This is a genomic window from Nonomuraea sp. PA05 (assembly GCF_008086045.1).
Lineage (GTDB): Bacteria > Actinomycetota > Actinomycetes > Streptosporangiales > Streptosporangiaceae > Nonomuraea > Nonomuraea monospora.
In genome coordinates this window covers 92,268-115,518 of the sequence record NZ_VSEY01000034.1, presented here as the reverse complement: position 1 = coordinate 115,518, position 23,251 = coordinate 92,268, and the positions used below count along the sequence as shown (strand labels likewise).

The 23,251-nt window shown below is 71.9% G+C and carries 18 protein-coding genes; 8 read left to right on the top strand and 10 right to left on the bottom strand.

The window, feature by feature from the left end; all coding sequences use genetic code 11:
* The first annotated feature begins 218 nt into the window (after positions 1-218).
* From FXF51_RS41890 to FXF51_RS41860, 7 genes are all read left to right on the top strand, one after another.
* Positions 219-809, top strand: coding sequence for an RNA polymerase sigma factor (locus FXF51_RS41890; RefSeq protein WP_262380185.1), 591 nt, complete (start codon positions 219-221; stop codon positions 807-809).
* Entirely contained in the window at positions 806-1,498 is a 693-nt protein-coding gene (locus FXF51_RS41885; RefSeq protein WP_262380175.1) for a hypothetical protein, read from the top strand. Before FXF51_RS41890 ends, FXF51_RS41885 begins: the two co-directional genes overlap by 4 nt.
* A gap of 410 nt (positions 1,499-1,908) precedes the next feature.
* A complete protein-coding gene (locus FXF51_RS41880) occupies positions 1,909-2,919 on the top strand; it encodes a zinc-dependent alcohol dehydrogenase (protein ID WP_148440330.1) in 1,011 nt (336 codons plus the stop codon).
* Positions 2,920-3,059: 140 nt separating this feature from the next.
* Positions 3,060-5,378 carry an arylsulfatase gene (locus tag FXF51_RS41875; protein WP_148440329.1) on the top strand — a complete coding sequence of 773 codons (2,319 nt, stop codon included), beginning with the start codon at positions 3,060-3,062 and terminating at the stop codon, positions 5,376-5,378.
* 217 nt (positions 5,379-5,595) lie between these two features.
* The gene (locus FXF51_RS41870; protein ID WP_148440328.1) at positions 5,596-6,630 is read left to right on the top strand and encodes an AI-2E family transporter; all 1,035 of its coding nucleotides are present in this window, start codon (positions 5,596-5,598) and stop codon (positions 6,628-6,630) included.
* 447 nt (positions 6,631-7,077) lie between these two features.
* A complete protein-coding gene (locus tag FXF51_RS41865; RefSeq protein WP_148440327.1) occupies positions 7,078-7,452 on the top strand; it encodes an STAS domain-containing protein in 375 nt (124 codons plus the stop codon).
* Between the two features lie 2 nt (positions 7,453-7,454).
* A complete protein-coding gene (locus tag FXF51_RS41860; protein WP_148440326.1) occupies positions 7,455-7,832 on the top strand; it encodes an STAS domain-containing protein in 378 nt (125 codons plus the stop codon).
* On the opposite strand, the gene FXF51_RS41855 is transcribed toward FXF51_RS41860, so the two are convergent.
* The 10 genes from FXF51_RS41855 to FXF51_RS41810 all read right to left on the bottom strand — a co-directional run bounded on the left by FXF51_RS41855 (position 7,825) and on the right by FXF51_RS41810 (position 21,662).
* Positions 7,825-8,763, bottom strand: coding sequence for a sodium:calcium antiporter (locus tag FXF51_RS41855; RefSeq protein WP_148440325.1), 939 nt, complete (start codon positions 8,761-8,763; stop codon positions 7,825-7,827). The two genes, FXF51_RS41860 and FXF51_RS41855, sit on opposite strands and share 8 nt — an antisense overlap.
* A gap of 2 nt (positions 8,764-8,765) precedes the next feature.
* Positions 8,766-10,397 carry an ABC transporter permease gene (locus tag FXF51_RS41850; RefSeq protein WP_187414869.1) on the bottom strand — a complete coding sequence of 544 codons (1,632 nt, stop codon included), beginning with the start codon at positions 10,395-10,397 and terminating at the stop codon, positions 8,766-8,768.
* On the bottom strand, positions 10,394-11,287 hold the full coding sequence (locus FXF51_RS41845; RefSeq protein WP_148440324.1) for an ATP-binding cassette domain-containing protein: 894 nt from the start codon (positions 11,285-11,287) through the stop codon (positions 10,394-10,396). The genes FXF51_RS41850 and FXF51_RS41845 overlap by 4 nt, the downstream gene beginning before the upstream one ends.
* A gap of 324 nt (positions 11,288-11,611) precedes the next feature.
* On the bottom strand, positions 11,612-14,464 hold the full coding sequence (locus FXF51_RS41840; RefSeq protein ID WP_148440368.1) for an AfsR/SARP family transcriptional regulator: 2,853 nt from the start codon (positions 14,462-14,464) through the stop codon (positions 11,612-11,614).
* A 26-nt stretch (positions 14,465-14,490) separates the two neighbouring features.
* Entirely contained in the window at positions 14,491-14,676 is a 186-nt protein-coding gene (locus FXF51_RS41835; RefSeq protein WP_148440323.1) for a hypothetical protein, read from the bottom strand.
* Between the two features lie 80 nt (positions 14,677-14,756).
* Complete coding sequence (locus FXF51_RS41830) at positions 14,757-15,635, bottom strand: sugar phosphate isomerase/epimerase family protein (protein ID WP_148440322.1); 879 nt, start codon at positions 15,633-15,635, stop codon at positions 14,757-14,759.
* A gap of 187 nt (positions 15,636-15,822) precedes the next feature.
* A complete protein-coding gene (locus FXF51_RS41825) occupies positions 15,823-17,196 on the bottom strand; it encodes an MFS transporter (protein ID WP_148440321.1) in 1,374 nt (457 codons plus the stop codon).
* Between the two features lie 173 nt (positions 17,197-17,369).
* Positions 17,370-18,851 (bottom strand): FAD-dependent tricarballylate dehydrogenase TcuA, encoded by a 1,482-nt coding sequence (gene tcuA / locus FXF51_RS41820; RefSeq protein ID WP_148440320.1) that lies wholly within the window; start codon positions 18,849-18,851, stop codon positions 17,370-17,372.
* Between the two features lie 13 nt (positions 18,852-18,864).
* Positions 18,865-19,863, bottom strand: a complete 999-nt coding sequence (locus FXF51_RS41815; RefSeq protein WP_148440319.1) for a zinc-dependent alcohol dehydrogenase — start codon at positions 19,861-19,863, stop codon at positions 18,865-18,867.
* Positions 19,860-21,662 (bottom strand): thiamine pyrophosphate-binding protein, encoded by a 1,803-nt coding sequence (locus tag FXF51_RS41810; protein ID WP_222871697.1) that lies wholly within the window; start codon positions 21,660-21,662, stop codon positions 19,860-19,862. Before FXF51_RS41810 ends, FXF51_RS41815 begins: the two co-directional genes overlap by 4 nt.
* Before the next feature lie 142 nt (positions 21,663-21,804).
* On the opposite strand from FXF51_RS41810, the gene FXF51_RS41805 reads away from it, so the two are divergent.
* A complete protein-coding gene (locus tag FXF51_RS41805; RefSeq protein WP_148440317.1) occupies positions 21,805-23,241 on the top strand; it encodes an aldehyde dehydrogenase family protein in 1,437 nt (478 codons plus the stop codon).
* Positions 23,242-23,251 lie beyond the last annotated feature (10 nt).

The following is a 23,251-nucleotide window of genomic DNA, read 5'->3' as shown; positions in this document are numbered from 1 at the left end:
ACCGACCCGGGGGTGGGGGCGATGGTGCCGGATCTTTCCGCGTCCGCAGTGTGCACCCGCCCGGATCGGCTGATCAACTCTCGCGACGGGCAGGCTGTCGCACCCCCGCCCCCGGCAGAGACCACGCGATCCGGCCTGCGACAGACATCCCGACGGGCGGCAGGGCCGACGGGCGTGAACCTTTTCGGTCCGGCGCGGTAAGAGTACGTGTGACCGGCATACGCCAAGAAGGGGTCGACACGCATGACCCCATACGCGACGTCATCAAGGCTGACGACGCGACCCTCATCGAGCGGTCGCTGAACGAGCCGGAGACCTTCACCGTTCTGTTCGACCGGCATGCGCCGTACCTCCATCGCTACGTGGTCCGGCGACTGGGCCCCAGCGAGGCCGAGGACATCGTGGCCGACACCTTCCTGACCGCCTTCCAGCGCCGGGGCGATTACGACCAGGCCCGCGCCGACGCCCGCCCCTGGCTGTACGGCATCGCCTCCAACCTGATCGGCAAGCATCGCCGCACCGAGATGAGCCTCTACCGCGCCTACATCCGCAGTGGGGTGCATCCGGCGGAGGTGTCCGGCGCGCCGGTCGAGGACGGGGTCGGCACCCTGGCCGTCAACCGGCCACTGGCGCAGGCGTTGCTGAAACTCAGCCGAGCCGATCGCGACGTGCTGCTGCTCGTCGCCTGGGCCGAGCTGAGCTACCAGGAGGTCGCGGACGCACTCGCCATCCCTCTGGGGACCGTGCGCTCGCGACTCAACCGGGCCCGCACCCGGGTCCGTCAGGCACTGGAACGAGGAGCGGAATGATGGACGAGCTCAAGACCATGTGGGCGACTGTTTCCCCGGGCACTCCGGACGACCTCGCCGGGGCGCGGCGGCGGCTGCTGGAAGGAATGGCCGACCCGCCCGCGCGCCGGCGCGTCCTCGGGCGAGACCGGGCGATCTTCACCGGTCCACGGCTGCTGGTCGCGGCAGCCGTCGCCGTGGCCGCTGTCGCCGCACCCCTGGTGATCGGGGACGCCGATCCCGCTTACGCGGTGGTGAAGAACCCTGACGGCACGATCACGGTGACCCTCACCGAGCTGCGTGACCCCGAGGGGCTGGCGGCCAAGCTGAGCACCGTGGGGGTGACAGCCGACGTGACGTTCGAGCCGCCGGGCAAGCGATGCGCCGGCGACCGCTTCGCCAGTGCCGATCTGGCCTACGGCTCGAAGAATCCCGCGGAGATGAACGAGGAGGAGCTTCAGGAGTTCCACGACAAGGAGAACTGGCGCTCACACAAGGTCGTCCGGCTGGTGTCCCGGCTGGACTCCGGGCAGAAGTTCCTCATTTCTCCGCAGCACATGCGGCGAGGGGAGACTCTGGTGCTGGAGTTCCGCGACAACCAGAACCCGCGCCAGCCGTGGCAACTCGGTGCCTGGCTGGCCAAGGCGGACACGCCCGTGAAGCCATGTGTGCAGGTCGACGACACCGCGCCGATCCAGCAGCACCCCTGACCTCCGCTGCAGGGGATGACGCCGGCTCTGTGAAGATCGGCCCTCCGATCGGGCGCAGCCGCGCAACCTGGCGGGCCGGTGTGGTGACGGCTTCGCCTCCTACCGCTCCTACGCCGAGGCCAGGAAGACACCGGACAAGCGGCTGCCGGGCTTCGGCGGAGCCGGACTGGCGTGCTCCGGCCGGCCGGGCACGTGGAGCGCTGCTTCGCGCACCAGCCCATCCGACGCCGCAATCTTGCGGCCGCCCACCTGACCGCCGTGGGAGCAGGCGCCATGCCAGGCCCGCGACCCCGACCAGGAAACGGGCCGCCACCACTTCCAGCCGGGACGCCGTACGAGCCCATCGCCCCTGATGGGAGCGCCGCTGAAGGGGGAAGGCTGCAGGCAGGACCCACACAGAAAGCAGAACCATGCGCGCTGCCGTAGTCACCGCCTTTGACAAGCCCGTCGAACTGCAGGGGGTGCCCGTCCCGCAGCCGGGCCCGACCGAGGTTCTCGTCCGGATCGAGGCGAGCGGGCTGTGCCACACCGACATTCACGCCGCCCACGGCGACTGGCCGGTCAAGCCCGCCCTGCCGTTCATCCCCGGCCACGAGGGGGTCGGCGTCATAGAGGAGACGGGCTCAGCGGTGACCGGCCGGACGGTAGGGGAGCGGGTGGCCATTCCCTGGCTCGGCTACGCCTGCGGCACCTGCGAATACTGCGTCAGCGGCCGGGAGAACCTGTGCGAGTCCCAGCTGAACAGCGGGTACGCCCTCAACGGCGGCCACGCCGAGTACGCGGTCGCGCACGCCGCCTACGTGGTCCCGGTGCCCGCCGGCGTCACCCCGGCCGAGGCCGCGCCGCTGACCTGCGCGGGGGTGACCACGTACAAGGCGGTCCTGGTCTCGGGCCTGCGCCCCTCCGAGCGGGCGGCGATCTTCGGCATCGGCGGGCTGGGCCACCTGGCCCAGCAGTACGCGCAGATCTTCGGCGGCGAGACGATCGCGGTCGACGTCACCGAGGACAAACTGCGCCTGGCCCGGGAGCTCGGCGCCGCTCACACGGTCAACGCCGCCGTCGCCGACCCGGTCGCCGAGATCAAGGCTCTCGGCGGGGCGGACGTGGCCATCGTGCTGGCCGCCAGCCCGCGCGTGCTGGAGCAGGCGCACGCCTCGCTGCGCCGCGGCGGACGGCTGGTGCTGGTGTCGCTGCCCAAGGACAACACCATGAGTCTGCCGATCTTCGAGACCGTTCTCGGTGGCATCAGCGTCATCGGCTCCATCGTCGGCACCCGCGCCGACCTGGCGGAGGTGTTCAAACTGCACGCCGCGGGACGCACCAAGGTCATCCATGAGACGCGCAGGCTCGAGGACATCAACCGGTCCTTCGACGAAGTCCTGGCCGGGACGGTGCCCGCCCGCCTGGTCTTCGAGCTGTGACCGCTTCCGCGCGAAGACCAGGCGGGCGGGAGCATGCGAGCCGATCCGGCCGCGGCTTGAACATCTGTTGCAGCAACGCCGCGTTGGGCTCGAACGGGATGCGGGCATGCGAGCCATCAGGCACCGACGCGGAGGAACACGTGAACCGGACATTCAACGGCGTGATCAATCTCGACGTCCGCGACTCCGTTCCGGACTGGGATCCGTTCCTGCCGCCGCGAGCACGCGAAGGGTCACCGAACGTGCTCTACATCGTCTGGGACGACACCGGCATCGCGACCTGGGACACCTTCGGCGGCCTGGTGGAGACCCCGAACATGACCCGGCTGGCGAAGTCGGGCCTGCGCTTCACCAACTGGCACACCACCGCGCTCTGCTCACCGACCCGCTCCAGCCTGCTGACCGGCCGTAACGCCCACAGCAACGGCATGGCCTGCATCGTCGAGGGAGCCAACGGATTCCCCGGCCTCAGCGCCGTCATCCCGCCGGAGAACGGCACGCTCGCCGAGATCCTGGTCGAGCACGGCTACGTCACCCTGTGCCTGGGCAAGTGGCATCTCACGCCGGAGACCGAGTCGAGCATGGCGAGCTCGCGCCGGACCTGGCCGACCAGCCGCGGTTTCGAGCGCTTCTACGGCTTCCTGGGCGGCGAGACCAATCAGTGGTTCCCGGATCTGGCCTACGACCAGCACTTCGTCGAGCAGCCGTACTCCCCGCAGGAGGGCTACCACCTGTCGCGGGATCTGGCCGACCGCGCGATCGAGTTCATCCGCGACATCCGCCAGGTGGACCCGGACAAGCCGTGGTTCTGCTACTTCGCGCCCGGCGCCAACCACGCCCCGCACCACGCGCCCAAGGACTGGATCGACAAGTACCGGGGCGTCTTCGACATGGGCTACGAGCGCTACCGCGAGATCGTGCTGGACCGGATGAAGGAGCAAGGGCTGGTGCCCGGCGGCACCCGGCTCTCGCCGATCAACCCCTGGCCGGCCGACGTCATCCCCCCGGGTGATCAGGTCAAGCCGTGGGACTCGCTCACCGAGGACGAGCGCCGCCTGTTCCGCCGGATGGCAGAGGTGTTCGCGGCGTTCTGCGCCTACACCGACCACCAGATCGGCAGGCTGCTGGACTACCTGGAGGAGTCCGGGCAGCTCGACGACACGATCGTGGTCGTCGTCTCCGACAACGGCGCCAGCGGCGAAGGCTCACCGGACGGTTCCGTCAACGAGAACAAGTTCTTCAACGGCTGGCCGGAGGATCCCGCGGAGAACCTGGCCAAGCTGGACCTGCTCGGCGGGCCGGACACCTACAACCACTACCCGACGGGCTGGGCCTGGGCCTTCAACGCGCCGTACAAGATGTTCAAGCGCTACACCCTGGAAGGCGGCATCGCCGACCCGTTGATCATCAGCTGGCCCGGGCGGATGAAGGACGTCGGCGGCCAGGTGCGCGACCAGTACCACCACGCGATCGACATCGTGCCCACGGTCCTCGACCTCGTCGGCGTCGAGCCGCCCCGGCAGATCAAGGGACACACCCAGTCGCCGATCCAGGGCACCTCGATGGCCTACACCTTCGACGCGCCGCAGGCGCCGAGCAGCCGCACCACGCAGTACTACGCGATGCTCGGCACCCGCGCCCTCTACCACGACGGGTGGAAGGTCGTGGCCCGCCACGGGGCGCTCAGCGGCAAGGGCGACTTCATGGCCGACGCATGGGAGCTCTACCACGTGGCCGAGGACCGGGCCGAGACCCGCGATCTGTCGGCCGAACATCCGGACAGGGTGCGCCGGCTGGTGGGGATCTGGTTCGCCGAGGCCGGCGCCAACGGCGTCTTTCCCCTGGACGACCGGACCTCCCGCGAACAGCTCGCCGTGCAGCGCCCGCTGCCCGCCAAGCCCCGCGAGGTCTACGTCTACTACCCGGGCACCTCCGACGTGCCGGAGGGCGTGGCCGTCAACATCCGCAACCGTTCCTTCTCCATCAAGGCCGAGCTGGACGCCGACTCGCCCGATGGAGTGATCTTCGCGCAGGGGTCCAGATTCGGCGGGCACACCCTGTTCGTCAAGAACGGCGCACTTCACTACTGCTACAACTTCCTCGGCGCCGGCGAGCAGACCTTCACCGCTGACCGGCCGCTCCCGGCGGGCCCGATGTCCGTTGGGGTCGAATTCGCCAAGGAAGGCGAGGAACCGGAAGGCGTGGCACGTGGCAGGCTCCGCCTGTTCGTCGGGGACGAGGTGGTCGCGGAAGGTGCGATGCGGACCCAGCCCGGCAAGTTCGCCCTCGCGGGGGAGGGCCTGTGCGTGGGGCGTGACTCCGCCGATCCGGTCAGCGGCGACTACAGCGCGCCGTACCCGTTCACCGGCGGCACCCTGAAGAAGGTGACCGTCAACGTCAGCGGTGAGCACTACGTCGATCACGACCTCGAAGGGCGGGCGATGCTCGCCCGTGACTAGCCCGTCCCACGAGGAGTGAGGCGTGCGGGCACTGCTGAAGATACTGATCGTCGGCGCCTCACTGTGGGTCGCGTTGCTCTTCACGGGCCTTCCACAGGCTGGCCTGCCGCGTGCCCGGACGCTCGCCCGCTGCCGATACGGTATGCACTCGGCCAAGAGTGACGGAGAAGGCGTGTTGCCGCCACGCGCCGCATACGTGACGACATAGCGTCGCGGCATGCTGGTCAAGGAGGCCACGCCGCTGTCCGGCGGGCTCCGCGCGCTTGCGGCCGGCGCGTTCGCGGTGGTGCTGCTGTGGGGCGTCGAACAGCTCAGCGCCATCATCGGGCCGGCCTTCCTCGCGCTCACCCTGACGATCGCCGTGAGCCCGCTGCGCAACAGGCTGAGAGGCTGGGCCGCCACACTCGTTCCGCTCGTCGTCATCCTGCTGGTGCTGTGCGCCCTCGGCGGAGCGCTGGCGATCGCCGCGGCCCGGTTCGCCGCCCTCATGCCGCAGTACGCCGACCAGTACCAGCGCCTGCTGTCGTCCCTCGGCGCCGTCCTGCACGGCTTCGGCATCGAACAGGGGCAGATCAAGCAGGCGCTGAGCGGCATCGACGCGGGCCGGCTCGTCCACGCGGCGCAGAGCCTGCTGTCCGGGCTCGCCGGGATGGCCTCGGCGGTCGTGCTGCTCGTCCTGGTGCTGTACGGCATGAGCCTGGACGCCGTCACCTTCCGGCGGACACTGGCCCGGCTCACCGCCACCCGCCCTCACCTGGTGACCGCCTTGCGACGGTTCGCCCGCGACACCTGCCGCTACTTCGTGGTGTGCACGGTTTTCGGGCTCATCGTGGCCGTGCTCGACACGGCCGCCCTGGCGCTGCTGGGCGTGCCGCTGCCCCTGCTGTGGGGACTGCTGTCGTTCATCACCAACTACATCCCCAACGTCGGCTTCGTCATCGGCCTTGCGCCTCCCGCCGTGCTGGCCCTGCTGGACTCCGGCGTGACCACGATGGCGGGCGTGATCGGGGCCTACTGCGTGCTGAACTTCGTCATTCAGTCGATCATCCAGCCGAAGTACGCGGGAGCGTCCGCCGGCCTGTCCACCGCCGTGACCATCCTCTCGCTGCTGGTGTGGACCTGGGCGCTCGGGGCACTCGGCGCGATCCTCGCGGTGCCGCTCAGTTCCTTCGCCCGCGCCGTGCTGATCGACGCCGATCCGGTGACCGCCTGGGCCTCCCCGCTCGTCTCCGGCCGGGACGAGGAAGCTTGAGGCCGGGGCGGCTACGTGCCCGGCGAACACCGGACTGCCCTGTCACCTCGTCGCGGACGCGCCGGGCCGCCACACGCGGCGGTACTTCGAGATGATGGGCAACCGGGCGATGTACGCCGACGACTGGATCGCCTCCTGCCGTCACGGGCCGCGCTGCTGACCCGGCTGCTGGCTCACCTGGGACGGCACGTCCAGAAGTGAACTCACCGATCGCTGCGTTCGGGCCGCTCACGCCGCAGGACGTGAGCTCGACGGCGGCCGGACGCGGAACGGATGCATCCGGCTACGCAGAGATCGTATGGCGAACGGGCTTTCCTGTATCCGCGTTCGCCCATACCCTGATGGTGACGGAGCTGACGTCACTGAAGTCAACCGGTTCGCCACTCAAGAGATGACCATGATCGCTATCGTTCAGCCTTCCCCGGTCTGCGCGATGCCGGGGTCACCATGACGCCCCTGAGCCTGGACCGCCGGCCGTTCACCGCCGGTGTGCTGATCAGCGTGGCCGGCGAGATGGATGCCACGAACGCCGACCAGCTGGAGGTCTACGTCGGCCGGATGGGGCAGCCGGGCCGGCCGCTGGTGCTCGACCTGGCCGGGCTCACCTTCATGGACAGCACCGGCCTGCACGTCCTGCTGCGCGTGCTCAGCGCCGTGCGCGAGCAGGGCGGCACGCTGCACCTGGCCGCCGTGACGGACCTGCCCGCCCGCCTGCTGCAGATCACCGGAGTGTGGGACGCCCTGGACATCCACCCCACCGCCGACGCCGCGGTCACCGCCCTGCTCCGCCCGCCGGCACCCGGCTTGCGGCGGCTGCCGTGATCATGACCCACCGCCATCTGCCGCGGGCATGCGTGATCACGATCGCGGGAGAGGTGGACTCCACCACCTCCGGCCGGCTGGAGAGCTACATCGACCAGGCCCGCCGCAGCCTGGACGAGCAACTGGTCATCGACGCCGCCCGGCTGGCGTTCCTGGACAGCTCCGGCCTGGCCGTGCTGCTGGCCGCCGCCGCCCTGGCCCGCGCCGCCGGCGCGGACGTGCACCTGACCGGGCCCCAGCCGCGGGTGGCCCGCATTCTTGAGATCACCGGCACTACCCGGGCGATGAGCCTCTACGACCATGTGGAACAGGCGCTGGCCGCGATCGACTGCCTTCACATGGCAACCGCGGCTCCTGCTCAAGAGCGCCCGGTCAGGTGACGAGCGGCAGCAGCGCGACGTACGCCACCAGCAGCAGGGCCGATTCCGCGCGGCTGAGTCGTTTGCCGCGCGCGAGCAGAGCCCAGGTCAGGCCACTGACGCCGGCCATGGCGGCGATGACGGCCGGTGCCATGGCGGGTGCCGTGGTGCCGGCGAACGCGATGATGGTTCCGCCGGCCAGGCTGTTGATCAGGTTGCTGCCGAGCAGGTTGCCGACCACGAGGTCGCTGTCGCCGCGCCGCTGGGCCTGCAGCGAGGTGACCAGCTCGGGCAGTGAGGTGCCGAGCGCGACCAGGGTGAACCCGACCAGCTCCGCTGACAGGCCCGCCTGGATGGCCAGCTCGGAGGCGTTGACCACGAGCAACTGCGCGCCCAGCAGTGTTCCGGCCAGACCGAGCAGTGTCCTGGGCACCTCGGCCGTCAGACGCGGGCGTGCGGACGTCCGCAGGTAGTCCGCCGTCTCCGCCGCGACCGGGTCGCGCGGAGCCTGCCGGGCGAAGCGCAGCAGCAGCACCATCGACCCGGCCAGGGCCACGACCAGCACGACGCCCGTGCCGGGGCCGAGCCCGGACAGGGCGGCGACGGCGAACAGCGTGACGGCCGCGACCGACAGCGGCGCCTCGCGTCGCAGTACCGACGAGCGCACGGCCAGCGTCGCGGCCAGCCCGGCGAGGCCGAGGATCAGCGTCAGGTTGACGATGTTCGAGCCGACCAGCCCGGCCAGCGCCAGGTCGCTCTGGCCGCGCAGGCTCGCCGTTCCGGTCACCAAGAGTTCGGGCGCGCTGGTGCCGAACCCGATCACGACCACGCCCACCACGACGGGCTGCAGGCCGAGCCGTTCCGCCAGCCGTCCCGAGCCGATCACCAGGTGGTCGGCGGCGACGGCGAGCACGGCCAGCCCCAGCGCGCTGAGCGTCAGCAGGAGCAGCATGGTCAGTCCCCTCGCAGGTCACGCCGCTGGAAGGCGACGACACCGGCCCAGAGGAGGAGCAGGGTGACCGCGCAGAGCCCGAGCAGCGGGCTCAGGTCCACCGGCCCGGGCAGAGCCTGCGGCACGTGCGCGAAGGGCGACAGGTTCCGGATCCGGTCGTCGAGTCGCAGCAGCTCGCCGAGCTGGGCGAGCAGGGCGAAGACGAGCAGCGCCGCCCAGGCGAGTGCGGTCAGCCGGGGGAGCAGCCCGAACAGCAGCATCGCCGTCCCGGCCAGAGTCCAGGTGGCGGGCGCCTGGGCCAGGGCCGCGCCGAGCAGCCGCAGCGTCTGCCCGGCGGGTTCGCCGACCCGAAGGCCGTGGGCGATGCCGGCGGCCAGGCCGCCCGCGGCCAGGATCGCGGCGCTGCCGGCCAGGGCCATGCTGAGGTGGCCGGCCGTCCAGCGCCATCGAGGCACGGCGGTGGCCAGGACGGGTTCGGCACGGATCGCCGACTCCTCGGCCTGCAGCCGCAGCGTGGCCTGGACGGCGTAGCCGCCGGCGACCAGGCCGAGCACGCTCAGCTCGGCGGCCAGGAACGCGTCGGTCAGCAGGCCCGGGCCGCCGCCCATCCGGGAGAGCAGCGCGGCCAGTTGCGGGTTGTCGCGCAGGATGTCGCCGACGCTGTGGGCCAACGCCCCGAACAGCGCGCCCACCACGGTGAACGCCACCGTCCAGCCCAGCAGCACACCGCGGTGCAGCCGCCAGGCCAGCGCGAGCGGCGTCCGCAAGGAGGCGGCCGCGTCGCGTGGGCCCGCACGCGGGGCGAGCAGCCCGGCACCGAGGTCGCGCCGTCTGGCCAGCACCGCCGCCACCGCGAGGAAGGCCAGCCCGGTGGCGGCGAACAGGGCGAGCACCCACCAGCGTTCGCCGGCGAAGGCGCGCACGCGCTGGGCCCAGCCGAGCGGGGACAGCCACGACAGCGCTTCGACGCGGGCGGCGTCGCCGAGGGCGCGCAGCAGGAAGGCCGCGCCGAGGGCCGCGATCGCGATGGCGTTGGCGGTGCGGGCGTGCGCGGTGATCTGCCCGGCGAGGGCGGCGACGCCGGTGAAGGCCCAGCCGGTGCCGCTCACCGCGGCGCCGAAGGCGAGCGCGCCCGCGACCGGCAGCCCCTGCCCGGCCAGGCCGAGCGTGATGAGCACGCCGATCAGCAGGTTCGCGCCCGCGGCCACCAGAACCCCGGAGGCGGGCAGCGCGTGCCGTCCCACGGGGCAGGCACCGACCAGCTCGGCGCGGCCGGTCTCCTCCTCGGCGCGGGTGTGCCGGGTCACCACGAGGATGCTCATCAGCGCGGCCAGCACCGAGGCCATCGTGGTCACGCGCCAGGCGGTCAGGCCGCCGACCGAGGCCGCGTCGTAGACCGGTCCGGTCAGCGCCTGCAAGGCGGGGGCGGCGCCGATCGTGACGCCGAGCGCGATGCGCTGGGCCGCCTGCGGGTACAGCCCGGCGATGGCCGACGCGCTGGCGGCGATGAGACCGGCGATGGCGACGGCCCAGGCGGGCAGCAGGAGACGGTCGCGGCGCAGGGCGAACCGCACCAGCTCCGGCGTGCCGGTCATCGTGAGCCGCGAGAGTGCGCGGGTCGGCGTGGTGGTCATGGCGCGACCTGGTAGTGGCGCAGGAACAGCTCCTCCAGCGTGGGCGGCCGGCAGGTCAGCGCGCGTACGCCGGAGTCCGTCAGCAGCCGCAGCGCCTGCTCCAGGTGGTGCGCCTCGACCTGGAAGCGGACCTGTGAGCCCTGGACCGTCAGGTCGTGCACGCCGTCCATCCGGGCCAGCTCGTCCGGAACGCGGCCGAGGTCGGCGGTGATCGAGGTGCGGGTGAGGTGACGGAGCCCGGCCAGCGTGCCGGTCTGGACCGCGCGGCCGTCGCGGATGATGGTGACCTGGTCGCACAGGGCCTCCACCTCCGACAGCAGGTGGCTGGACAGCAGCACCGTGCGGCCCTTGGCGCGTTCCTCACGGATCGTCTCGCGGAAGGCCGCCTCCATGAGCGGGTCCAGACCCGAGGTCGGCTCGTCGAGCAGCAGCAGCTCGACGTCCGAGGCCAGCGCGGCGATCAGCGCGACCTTCTGCCGGTTGCCCTTGGAGTAGGCGCGGCCCTTGCGGGTGGGGTCGAGGTCGAAGCGCTCGCACAGGGCCGCCTTGCGGCGCCGGTCGAGGCCGCCGCGCAGCCGTCCGAGCAGGTCGATGGCCTCGCCGCCGGACAGGGCAGGCCACAGGACGACGTCGCCTGGCACGTACGCCAGCCGCCGGTGCAGCTCGACCGCGTCCCGCCACGGGTCGCCGCCGAGCAGCTCGGCGTGCCCGGAGTCGGCGCGCAGCAGGCCGAGCAGGACGCGCAACGTCGTGGTCTTGCCCGACCCGTTCGGGCCGAGGAAGCCGTGCACCTCGCCGGTGTGCACGGTCAGGTCGAGCCCGTCCAGCGCACGGATCTTGCCGTAGCGCTTGACCAGGTCATGGATGAAGACGGCAGGACTGCTCGCCATGGGGGCGCCCTCCCTGAAGCCGGTCCGATATGACGTTGCCGACCAGACTTCCCGGCGCTCCACCTCCGACGGTAACAGCGCCGGATCCGCCCCGCCAGACGTTTCTTGACGGATTCCCTACGCCCGCGCCGCACCGGTCGCGTGCCGGGCAAAACGGCCCGCCGGCTTGTGGGGTACAGCTTCCTGGGCTCCGTCTACGCCACGTCCGGCTCCTATGGCGCTGGTCATCAGTGGACCTTCCACGAGCGCGACCGCGGGTAGGACCTCGGCCCCCTGCCCACCCTGAACCGCGCATCCGCGGCACGATCGTCTTTGATCACAGCACTAGCGGTGCCGGGCGAGCAGTTGTGCGAGCTGCTCGAGGTCGGCCCGCAGGAATCCGGGCCCACCGTCCTGAAAGGTGCCCATCAGCTCGACGGCGCGCTCGAACGCCCGCCGCGCCCCGGCCACGTCACCCGTCGACAGCAGAAGTTTCGACAGATCCCGGAGCGAATAGACCTGGATCGGTCCGTGCGCCAGCACGCCGGCCAGCTGGACGGCCGCGGTGTACTCCTCGATCGCCTCGTCGGCCCGGCCCATGCCCGCGAGGCTCTGCGCGAGCAGGTGCCGGCCTATCGCTTCCTCGGTCCGCTGGTCGAGGTCGCGGCCGATGTCGAGCGCCTGCCGCAACGCGTGCACCGCCTCCTCGAACCGTTCAAGCTCGGCGAGCGATTGGCCCATGCCCAACAGGCCGTTGAGCTCGGTGTGACGCTCTCCGCTGAGCCGGCCCAGCGCCACCGCCTGCCGGGCGTGTTCCAGCGCCACCTCGTGCTCGCCGAGCGAGTCGTAGATGTTCTGGAGGTTGGTCAGCACCGCACTCTGCTCCGTGGTCATGCCGTGCTCGGTGTAGTGGCGCAACGCGGTCTGCAGCAGGTCGAGGGCGTCGTCGTTCGCGCCGGAGTACCAGCGGGGACCGGCGAGGCTGCGGCACAGGTGCGCCTCGCCGATCGCGTCGCCTCGCTCGCGGGCGGCCCGCAGTGCCGTGCGGACGACGTCCTCCCAGTCGCGGAAGAGGCCCGCGCTCTCCAGGTACTGCGGCATGGCCAGGGCCAGCCGCCAAGGGTCGACACCGTGGTCGCCCTCGGACGCGACGTGGACAGCCTCGAACAGAACGTCGCGGTGACGATCGAACCAGCCGTAGGCGTTCTCCAGTGAGCTCTGCCGTTCGGCGACCACGCCGTCCGGCGGAGGCGGCGGCGGTGAGCTCCGGAGGTAGCTCTTCTTCAGCTCGGACTGGGCGTTCAGAGCGCTGTGCAGGTAGTGCTGCAGGAGCCTGCTGATCGCCGCCGCCCGCTCGGCGGGCGGTTCGGTCTCCCGGAACAGCTCCTCCGCGTACGACTTGACCAGGACGTGTGAGGTGAACCGGCCGTGGTCGTCCTCCGTCACCAGCGCGGCCTCCGCCAGCTCCATGAGGGACTCGCGGGTGCGTCGCGGCTCCCACGCCGACAGGCTCGCGGCCGCCTCGGCCGTGATGCCCGGCGTCAGCGCGACCGACAGCAGCCGGAACAGCCGGGCCGCGTCGGGACTCAGCTGCCGGTACGACCACGCGAACGTCGTACGCGGGTCACGCACGCCCCGCCCGCCGGGGAACGCCGCCAGCCGGTGGGCGTCGTCGCGCAACTCCGCGACGACCGACGCCAGCGACAGTCGCGGACGGGCGCTGAGCCGGGCGCCCAGGATCGCCAGCGCCAGTGGCAGCCGCCCGCACAGCTCGACGATCGCGTCGAGGGACTCGGCGTCGCCGCCGGTGACACGTCCGGTGTGGGCGAGCCGCCGTTCGAGCATCTCGCGGGCGACCTGCGGGTCGGGCAGATCGACCCGGATGAGGCGGGCGCCCCCGAGGGCGGCCAGGCCCACCTGCGGGAAACGACTGGTGACCAGCACCAGACTTCCGGCCGAACCCGGCAACAGCGGCTGTACCTGCGACGGGTCACGGACGTTGTCCAGGAGCACCAGGATCCGCTTCCCGGCCGTGAGGCTGCGGTAGGCGCCCACCAGCGCCTCCAGCGACTCCGGGGCGTCCGCCCCGCGCAACCCCAGTGCGTAGAGCAGGGAGCGCAGGGCTTCGACGGCAGTGACTCCCTCACCGTCGTCCTCGTGGCCTTGCAGGTCGAGGTAGAGCTGGCCGTCGGTGAACTTCCGGGCGACACGGTGCGCGAAGTGCGCGGCGAGGGTCGACTTGCCCACGCCGCCCATGCCGTCCATCGCGACCACCAGCGGACCGGTGCGGCCGGTCGTCGCGGCCACGAGGTCGTCGAGCGCGGCCAGTTCCGCCCGGCGTCCGACGAACAGCGGAAGATCGGGCGGCAACTGGGCCGGGACCACCACGGCGGGCGGCGGCTCGACCGGGACCACCACGGCGGGCGGCGGCTCGGCCGGGACCACCACGGCGGGCGGCGCCACGATCGGGGTCAGCACCCGCAGGTACGCCTCGCGCAGCCCGCGCCCCGGGTCGACACCGAGCTCGTCGGCGAGACGTTCACGAATCGACTGGTACACCGCCAGCCCTTCGGCCTGGTGATCGGCGCCGGCGAGCGCCACCATGAGACTCGCGTGCACGGGTTCGTGGAGCGGGAACATTCTCGCGGCCAGCCGCAGCGGCGCGAGCACCTCGCCCGGACGGCCTTCGGCCACCGCGATACCGGCGGCATCGACCGCCGCGTCGACGAACTGACCGTCGATGCCGGCGAAGACGGCCGCGGCCGCCGCGTTGTCCGCCAGGCCGCCGCCCGACGGCCCCTGACACAGCCGCAGAGCCTCCGCGTACCGATCGAGCGCCTCACCCGTCCGCCCAGCGGCGGCCGCCGCTTTCGCCGCCGTGACGAACCGGCCGAAGGCGGCCAGGTCGAGCACGTCGGGACCGGCCGTCAGCCGGTAGCCGTTGCCATGGAGAGCCAGGTACGACCCGGACGAGCGCGGCGCCACGCCGGGTTCCAACACCCGGCGTAGCGCACCGATGTACTTCTGGATGAGATTCACCGCACTCGCCGGCGGGTCCGTCATCCAGATCAGGTCGACGAGCTCGCCCAGCCCGACCGGCCGGCCGTGCTGCGCCAGCAGCAATGCCAGCAAGGCCCGCTGCTGCCGGGGGCCGGCATCGACCTCGGCATCACCCCGCCATACCCGTAACGGGCCCATGACCTGCAAGCGCAACCGAGCCTCCATCAGGCGCCCAGCCGGTGGCAGTGGCCGACCGGGGCGGGCGGCAGGTGGGCCCGCCCTCTCTGCCCCGCGACGACGCGCCGGCGCGTATCGATGTCGCCGACCCCGGCGCCATGCAGCGGCAGGGGAAACCAGCGGTCACAGTGGCCCTGCCACATGTCGGCGACGTCCAGGTCGGATGCGGTCACCGGTACAACTTACAGGTCCAGGGACGACCGAAAGATCGGCATCGGAGGACCATGAGAGCGAGATGAGTCCGGAAGCAGCGTCAAGCGTCCGGCGGAGACACACCGGCCGGGCGCCATGGCACCGCGCCAGCGTGTCCCAGGCTCCAGCCCAGCTTTTCGAAGGCGGCGATGTCGTCGTGCAGGCGCGGCAGCGGCGGTTCGAGGTCGATGAGCTCGAAGACGGTGACGCCGTCGAAGCCGATGGAGCGCAACGCTTCGGCGTACCGGGCGAAGTCGACCTCGCCCCGTCCCGGGGAGGTGTGGGCCCACCGGCCGCGCCAGGTGTCGCTCATGTGGGCGATCCGGATCCGGTGGCCGGCCGTGCGGACGCCGTCCAGCGGGTCCTCCTGGTCGATGGTGTTGGCGACGTCGTAGGCGATGCCGAGGTTCGGGGCGCCGATCTCGTCGACGACCTCCGCGAGCTGGGACGCGTCGCCGAGGTAGCCGTAGGGGCTGGTCTCCAGGGCGATCGTCACCCCCAGCTGCTCCGCCCGGTCCAGGAGGAGGTGCAGCGCCTGGTCGAGCCACCAGCGGCAGGCCTCGGCGGGCGCGGGGGACAGCGCGTGCCTGCGGCCCGGGATGAGGATGACGATCGGGGCCTCGAGGTCGTGGGCGAGTTCGATCTCGCCGAGGACGGCGTCGAGGCTGGCGCGGCGGAAGTCGTTGCTGGGGCTGATCAGGTTGATGTCCAGGAAGCCCGGGTTGATGGAGGTGACGGTCAGTCCGAGCGTGGCGAGCTCGCGGCGCAGTTCGTGGCGTTCGTACGCGCCGAAGCCGCTCGTCTGCAGGTGGGGCGCGGCCGTGGTGATCTCGATCTGCCGGAACCCGGTCGCGGCCAGGCCGCGGAGCGCGTCGTGGAACGGGGCCTGGTGCAGCCAGCTGTAGGTGGTGCCGCCGAGGGCGAGAGCGGGTCGGGTCATGAACGGTTCCCTTGGGTGTCGAGGTCGGCCAGGTACGGGCGAGCCGCCGTGGGCGGACCGGCTCGCCGCGGTGGCCGCGACGGAAGCGATCCCCGGGTGAACCGGCCGAAGCCGGCCACCCGCCCGCCGAGCCCTGCGAGGCCGCGTACGAGCGGGTGCCCGGGAAATGCCGCGCCCGCGAGCACGGTCACAGGGCCTGACCCCGCACTTCGGGGGTGAAGCCGGTGGGTGCCGTGCGCCTGCTGTAGTCCTCGGCCAGGTCCCGGCCGGAGGTCTCCGCCATGGACACGATCGCGATCAGGCTGATCACCCCGGCCGCGACGATGTACAGCGACACCAGCCACGACCCGCCGCCGGCGCTGATCACCAGGGCGGACGCGATGAGCGGGGCAGGGCCGCCGCCGACGATGTTGGACACGTTGAGGCCGAGACCCGCGCCCGTCGTCCGGTACCGGGTCGGGAACAGCTCCGAGTTGATCGCCGCGCTCAGCCCCCAGGTGGAGGCGTGCGCGACGGCCAGCGCCAGCGTCACGCCCACCCCGGTCAGGAAGATCGAGCCGCTTTCGAGCAGGGCGAACAGCGGGAAGGCGAGCGCGGTCATGGCCACGACCCCGAAGATGTAGACCTTCTTGCGGCCGACGCGGTCGGACAGCCGGCCGAAGAGCGGGATGGTGAACAGCTCGATCGCCGCGGCGACCATCACGCAGGTCAGAATGGCTCCACGGGGATAGTTCATGCTCGTCGTCGCGTAGCTGACCAGGAACGTGGCGGCCATGTAGAACCCGATGTCGGGCACGAAGCGGATGCCGATGGCGATCAGCACCTGCTGCCACGAGTACCTGAACACCTCGACGAGCGGGGCCCGGGTGGACATCTCGCCCGCCGCGGTGGCGCGCCTGAACTCGGGCGACTCCATGATCCGGACCCGGATGTACAGGCCGATGGCCACCAGGACGGCGCTGGCCAGGAACGGGATCCGCCAGCCCCAGCTCTGGACGAACTCGTCCGAGCCGAGACCCACGAGGGCGAACGCGCCGCTGGACATGAGCAGCCCGAGCGGCGAGCCGAGCTGGACGAAGGAGGCGAGGAAGCCGCGGTTGCCGCGCGAGGCGTACTCGGAGGCGAGCACGGTGGCGCCGCCCCACTCGCCGCCGAGGGCCAGCCCCTGGACCAGCCGCAGCGTCACCAGCAGGATCGGCGCGAGAACCCCTGCCGTGGAGTAGGTCGGCAGCAGGCCGATGGCGAACGTGGCCACGCCCATCAGCACGAGCGAGAACACCAGCGCCTTCTTGCGCCCGACCCGGTCGCCGACGTGGCCGAGGACGATGGCGCCGATCGGCCGCACCACGAAGCCCACGGCGAAGGTCGCGAACGCCGCGAGCGTGCCCAGCGCGGGGGAGAAGGTCGGGAAGAACAGCTTGTTGAGGACGAGCGCCGCCGCGGTGCCGTACACGAAGAAGTCGTAGTACTCCACGGCGGTTCCGATGACGCCGGAGGAGACGGCGGTGCGGACGTCCTTCGGGTCGGGGGAGGTCTGCGTCGAGGTCGGGTCGGTGGTCATGATGGTCTCCGCTTCGCAGGAGAGTCTTCGCAAGGGGGGTTTCGCAGGGGTGTCTTTGCGGGGGTGACTTCGCAGGGGTGACTTTGCAGGGGTGTCTTTGCAGGGGTGTCTTTGCGGGGAAGTCTTTGCGGGGAGTCGAAGGGGCGGCGGCTCCGGCGAGCCGCCAGGAGGTGTCAGGCGACGGAGCCGGCCCGCCGGCCGAACACCATTCCGGCGGTCAGGCCCGTGCCGCCCGGATAGTTGCCGCTGAACAGGCCGCCCAGCGCCTCGCCCGCCGCGAACAGCCCCGGGACGACGGTGCCGTCCTCACGCAGGACGCGCCCGTGGTCGTCGCCCTTCAGCCCGCCGAAGGTGAAGGTGATGCCGCAGGTCACCGGGTAGGCGTAGAAGGGCGGACGGTCGATCGGCGAGGCCCAGTTGCTCTTCGGGGGAGTCACGCGGGCGCGCCTGCCGTCCTTGACGGTGGGGTCGAACGGGCGGTCCGTCTCGATCGACGCGTTGAACTCCTTGACGGTGGAGGAGAGCGCGGCGGCGTCGATGCCGAGGCCGTCGGCGAGCTCCTCGACGCTGCCGGCCTCGACGACGCTGATGCCCGGCATGTCGTACTCCTCGGTGCGGAGCAGCGGCCGGAGCCTGGCGTCGTAGATCTGGTAGGCGATCGAGCCGGGCTGGCGCAGGATCTCCCGGCCGTACTTGGCGTAGGTGTAGTTGCGGAAGTCGGCGCCCTCGTCGAGGAAACGCCTGCCTTCGGCGTTGACGACGATGCCGAGCGGGTAGCTCTGCCGCGTGAGGCGGTTGGTCAGCTCGCGGTTGCTCTCGTTGTGCTCGGCGAGCGCGTCCCATGCCACGCTGTGGCAGGTCGTCCAGTCGCCGCCGCGGGCGGCGCCGAGTTCCAGCGCGCGGAGCAGCAGCTCACCGGTGTTGTACGGCGTGCCGCGGACCTTCGCCCTGCCCCAACCGGCGCCGAGGTGCTCCTCCCGCATCCCCGGGTCGGCCTCGAACCCGCCGGAGGCGATGATCACCGAGTCCGCCCGCAGCTCGCCGGTGACGCCATCGGCGCTCTCGTACCGGACACCGGTCACGCTCCCGCCGTCGCCGGTGAGGAAGCCCGTCACCTGGTGGCCGTAGCGGATGCCGACGCCCTCGGTCTCGGCGACGCGGGTGTGGTCGGCGACGAGGCCGACGCCGCCGCCGACGTTGCCGACGTGCAGGCCGCCCCAGAACAGGAAACCGCCGTCCTCCCGCTCGTACGCCTGCCGCTCGTACATCAGCCGGTACCGGACGCCCTTGGCGGCGAGCCAGCGGATCGTGCCCGCGCTGTCGCCGATCAGCAGCTCGGTCATCCGGGCGTCGTTGCGCCCGCCGGTCACCTTGACCAGGTCGGCGGCGAACTCGTCCGCGGAGTAGGCGGGCACCACGGTGCGGGGGTGCCGCTCGTCGGGTTCGACGAAGTCCAGCAGGTCGTCCAGACCGGCGTGCACGACGCGGGTCGCGCCCGCCGTGTAGTAGCTGTTGCCACCGGCCAGCTCGCGCGGTGCGCGTTCCAGCAGGACGACCCGGCGCCCGCGTTCTGCGGCGGCATGGGCTGCGGAGAAACCGGCGTTGCCGCCGCCGATGACGACGACGTCCGCGCGGTCGGGCGATTGTTCGCTCAACGTCTTGCCTTCCTCAGGAGTGCAGCAGCACCTTGGCCGCCTGCCGGGACTCGACCAGCTCCAGCGCGCGCCGGTGGTCCGACAGGTGCACGGTGTGCGTGACGATGGATTCCAGCGCGGGGGCGGCGCCGAGCCGGGCGGGTACGGAGGCCCAGGTGGAGACGTCGTAGGCGCGGGAGCCGACGATCGTCTGCTCGTTCCAGGCAAGCTGGGCGGAGGAGAAGCTGGCCTGTCCGGCCGGAAGCCCGACGCAGATCAGCCGCCCGCCGCGGCCGAGCAGCCGGGTCGCGGTGGTCACCGCCGGCGCGCTGCCCGCGGTCTCGAACACCACGTCGAACCGGCCGTACAGGGCCTCGACCTCGTCGGGGGCGGTGACGACCGCGGCCGCGCCGAGCTCCATCGCCCGCCGCGGGGCGTCCTCGGCCCTGCCGACCACGGTGACCCGCCGCCCGGCGAGCGCGCCGAGGGTGAGCAGGCCGATGGTGCCGGGGCCGATGACGCAGACGTCGTCGCCGGGGCCGAGCCGGGCGACGTCCACGGCGTGCGCCGCGACGGCGAACGGCTCCGCCAGCACGGCCAGCCGGTCGGGCAGGTCAGGCGGAAGGATCGCGAGGTTGCGCGCCGGCACGGTGAAGCGCTCGGCGAACACCCCGTCCACGTCGAGCCCGAGGACCTTGCGGCTCTCGCACAACATGGACCGGCCCCGGCGGCACCAGGCGCACGTGCCGCACGTGAGGTGCGCGCTGCCGACGACGCGGCTGCCGACGGGGACGGCGGTGCCCGGCCCCGCCTCCACCACGCGGCCGGTGTACTCGTGGCCGAGCACGAGGGGGAAGCTGGGCGCGTACCCGCTGCCGGGGCCGTAGTCCCCGTTGATCATGCCCAGGTCGGTGTGGCACAGACCGGCGGCCACCAGTTCGAGCAGCACCTCCCCTGCGGCGGGCCGGGGCTCCGGGACGTCGGCCCATTCCAGCCCGCCGGGGCCGGGTGCGGTTTTGACCAGCGCTTTCATCGCGTTCCCTCCGGAGCCTGCGGCCAGCCGAACGACGGCTCGGGGTGGGGGAGCGGCGGCAGCTCCCAGGTGGCCGCGGCCGGCGGGCCGACCGCGTCATCGACGCGCACGTCGACCACGACGGGACGGCGCAGGTCGATCGCGGTCTTCAGCGCCGCCCCGAGGTCGGACGCCTCGGTGACGGTGAGGCCCTCGCCGCCCATCGAGCGGGCGAGCGCGGCGAAGTCCGCCGAGTACGGCGTGCGGCTCGGGACGTGCTCGAAACTCGTGGCGAGCTGCCGGTCCGCGCCGAAGTAGAGCTTCTGCTGGTCGCGGATGGAGACGTAGCCGCCGTTGTTCCAGACGACCCAGACGGCGGGGATGTCGTACTCGACGGCGGTCGCCACGGCGCTGGGGAACATCAGGAAACCGCCGTCGCCGACGACCGCGACGCCGGGCCGCTCCGGCGCGGCGAGGTGCGCGCCCAGCACGCCGCCGACGCCGAAGCCCATCGAGGCGAAACCCCAGCTCTGCAGCACGGTGCGGGGCGCGTCGGTGCGCCAGTTCTGCACGATCCAGTTGTGGTGCACGCCCACGTCGCTGAGCAGGATGCCGTCGGCGGGCAGCGCGCCGCGCAGCTCGGCCAGCACCCGCTCCGGCCGGATGGGGGAGGCGTCGGAGTGGTCGTGCGGCTCGGTGTGCGCGACCCACCGCGCCCGCGCCTCGCCGAGCTCGTCCAGCCAGCGGCGGCGCCCCTCGGCGACCGCGCCGGACGGCGGGAAATCGGGCAGCCGCTCGCGCAACTGGGCGAGCACCTCGCGCGGCGAGGCGCAGATGCCCAGCGTGGGCGGGAAGTTGCGGCCCAGCTCCTGGGCGTCCACGTGGACGTGGACGAGTTTCGCGGGCGGGAAGGAGTAGGTGTAGCCGGGCAGCCACGAGCTGGTCGACCGGTCGTCGAACCGGGTGCCGAACGCCAGCACCAGCTCGGCGTTCCTGGCCGCGTGGTTGGCCTGGTAGGTGCCGTTGCGGCCGGTCGCGCCCAGCGCCAGCGGATCGCTGCTCGGAAATCCCGACTTGCCCAGCGGCGAGGTCGCGACAGGGAGGCCGTGCTCCCTGGCGAAGGCCAGCAGCTCGGCCTCCGCCTCACTGCCCTCCACCCCGGACCCGGCGACGATCACCACGCGGGCGGAGTCGCGGATGAGCGCGCAGGCCGCGTCGAGCTCGGCGCGCCCGGCGCCCGGTGCGGACGGCCGACGGGTGCCCCAGTCGGCGGGGTCGGGGACCGGCGCGTCGGTGCGGTCCACGAACACGTCCAGCGGCACGTCCAGGTGCACGGGGCCTGGACGGCCGCCGCGCATCTGCGCGAACGCCTGCCGCAGCATGAGCGGGAGCTGCTCGGCGCGGGTGGCCTGGTAGCTGCGCTTGACGTACGGCCGGAGCGCGCTGGGGAAGTCGGCCTGGAAGTGCCGCCCGGTCTCCTGGAACGGCCCGCGGTTGAACTGGCTCGTCGCGACGTTGCCGGTGATCGCCAGGAAGGCGGAGTCGTCCATCAGCGCGGAGCCGAGGGCGATGGGCAGGTTGGCCGAGCCGGGACCGCACGAGGTGAAGGTCGCCAGCGGCTGGTGCGTGATGCGGTGGTAGGCGTCGGCGATGAACCCCGCCAGCGACTCGTGGTGAACCGAGATCGTCGTGATCTCGTCCTGCCGCTCCACGAGCGCGTCCAGCAGGCCGAGGTCTCCGTGGCCGCAGAGACCGACGGCGTAGGGCACGTTCTCGCGGACCAGGTATTCGGTGATGATCTGTGCGCCGGTGAGGCTCACAGCTGACCTCCATGATTGATTCCGCTGGTAGGAGCACAGCGATCTCCATCGCATTGCATCACATGCAACGCCTTGCATGATGTGAGATGGTAGGTAGTGTCTGACTCGCACGTCAACGGTCGTGCGGGCGAAGGAGACCTGAATGAGCACAGCGGCACGCGCGAGCGGCCTGTACATCGACGGCGAGTGGCGGGATGCGGCCGGCCGGATCGAAGTTGTGGACAAATATTCCGGCGATGTGCTTGCCGGTGTGGCCGAGGCCACACCGGCCGACGCCGAGGACGCGATCGCCGGCGCGTACCGCGCCTCACACACCCCGCTGGGCGAGGGCGAGCGAGCCCGCATCCTGTCCCGGGTCGCCGACCTGATGGAGGAACGGGCGGATCGGCTCGTGGACGACTACGTGGGAGAGACCGGCTTCCTGGAATCCGACGCGCGAGGCGAGCTGCGGCGGGCGGTGGGCATCTACCGGCTGAGCGCCGAGGAGGCGCTGCGCGTCGCGGGCGAGCAGGTGCCGCTCGCCGCCACGCCCGGCAGCGAGAACCGCCTGGCCTTCACCACCCGCGTCCCCGTCGGCGTGGTCGTCGCGATCTCACCCTTCAACGCCCCCCTGTCCACCGTCGCGCACAAGGTCGGCCCGGCCATCGCCGCGGGCAACGCGGTCGTGCTCAAACCGGCCGAGAAGACGCCGCTGAGCGCGATCAACGTCGTGAACGCGTTCATCGACGCCGGGCTGCCGCCCGGCCTGCTGCAACTCGTGTGCGCGCCGGGCGGCGTGATCGGGCCCGCGCTGCTCGACGACGACCGGGTGCGCTTCTACACCTTCACCGGCTCCACCGCCGTGGGACGCGTCATCTCCGCCGGCGCCGGCCTCGCCAGGACCCACCTCGAACTGGGCTCCAACAGCGTCTCGATCGTCGCCGCCGATGCCCGGCTCGACGACGTCGTACGGCTGGTGGCGACGGCCGGCTTCCGCAAGGCCGGCCAGGTGTGCACCAGCGTGCAGCGCATCCTGGTCGAGCACACCCGCTTCGACGAGCTGACCACCGCGCTGGCCGACCGCGTCGCCGGGCTCAAGGCAGGAGACCCGCGGGCGGCCGGCACCGACGTGGGCCCGCTCATCTCCGAGGCCGCCGCCCGGCGCGCCGCGACCTGGGTCGAGACGGCGGGCAGATCGGCACGGCTGCGGGTCGGCGGCGAGCGCTCCGACAGCGTGCTCACGCCGGCGCTGCTGGCCGAGCCGCCCGAGGAGAGCGAGGTGCTGACCGAGGAGATCTTCGCGCCCGTCGTGTCCGTCGTGCCCGTGCGCGACCTCGACGACGCGATCGCCAGGGTCAACGCGGGCCGGTACGGGCTGCAGGCCGGCGTCTTCACCCAGGACCTCGACCGCGCCTTCCACGCCGCCCGCACCCTGCGCGTCGGCGGCGTCATGATCAACGACACCTCCAGCTACCACGCCGACGCCATGCCGTACGGCGGGGTCAAGGACAGCGGGCACGGCGTGGAGGGACCCCGGTACGCGGTCCACGACATGACCGACCCGCGCATCGTGGTGCTCAACCTGCGCCGGCCGGAATGAGAGGACATCG

Coding starts and splice junctions, on each gene's coding strand:
- FXF51_RS41885 (WP_262380175.1), top strand. CDS start 806: ATGATGGACGAGCTCAAGACCATGTGGGCGACTGTTTCCCCGGGCACT.
- FXF51_RS41880 (WP_148440330.1), top strand. CDS start 1,909: ATGCGCGCTGCCGTAGTCACCGCCTTTGACAAGCCCGTCGAACTGCAG.
- FXF51_RS41870 (WP_148440328.1), top strand. CDS start 5,596: ATGCTGGTCAAGGAGGCCACGCCGCTGTCCGGCGGGCTCCGCGCGCTT.
- FXF51_RS41865 (WP_148440327.1), top strand. CDS start 7,078: ATGACGCCCCTGAGCCTGGACCGCCGGCCGTTCACCGCCGGTGTGCTG.
- FXF51_RS41860 (WP_148440326.1), top strand. CDS start 7,455: ATGACCCACCGCCATCTGCCGCGGGCATGCGTGATCACGATCGCGGGA.
- FXF51_RS41855 (WP_148440325.1), bottom strand. CDS start 8,763: ATGCTGCTCCTGCTGACGCTCAGCGCGCTGGGGCTGGCCGTGCTCGCC.
- FXF51_RS41850 (WP_187414869.1), bottom strand. CDS start 10,397: ATGACCACCACGCCGACCCGCGCACTCTCGCGGCTCACGATGACCGGC.
- FXF51_RS41845 (WP_148440324.1), bottom strand. CDS start 11,287: ATGGCGAGCAGTCCTGCCGTCTTCATCCATGACCTGGTCAAGCGCTAC.
- FXF51_RS41840 (WP_148440368.1), bottom strand. CDS start 14,464: ATGGGCCCGTTACGGGTATGGCGGGGTGATGCCGAGGTCGATGCCGGC.
- FXF51_RS41830 (WP_148440322.1), bottom strand. CDS start 15,635: ATGACCCGACCCGCTCTCGCCCTCGGCGGCACCACCTACAGCTGGCTG.
- FXF51_RS41825 (WP_148440321.1), bottom strand. CDS start 17,196: ATGACCACCGACCCGACCTCGACGCAGACCTCCCCCGACCCGAAGGAC.
- FXF51_RS41815 (WP_148440319.1), bottom strand. CDS start 19,863: ATGAAAGCGCTGGTCAAAACCGCACCCGGCCCCGGCGGGCTGGAATGG.
- FXF51_RS41805 (WP_148440317.1), top strand. CDS start 21,805: ATGAGCACAGCGGCACGCGCGAGCGGCCTGTACATCGACGGCGAGTGG.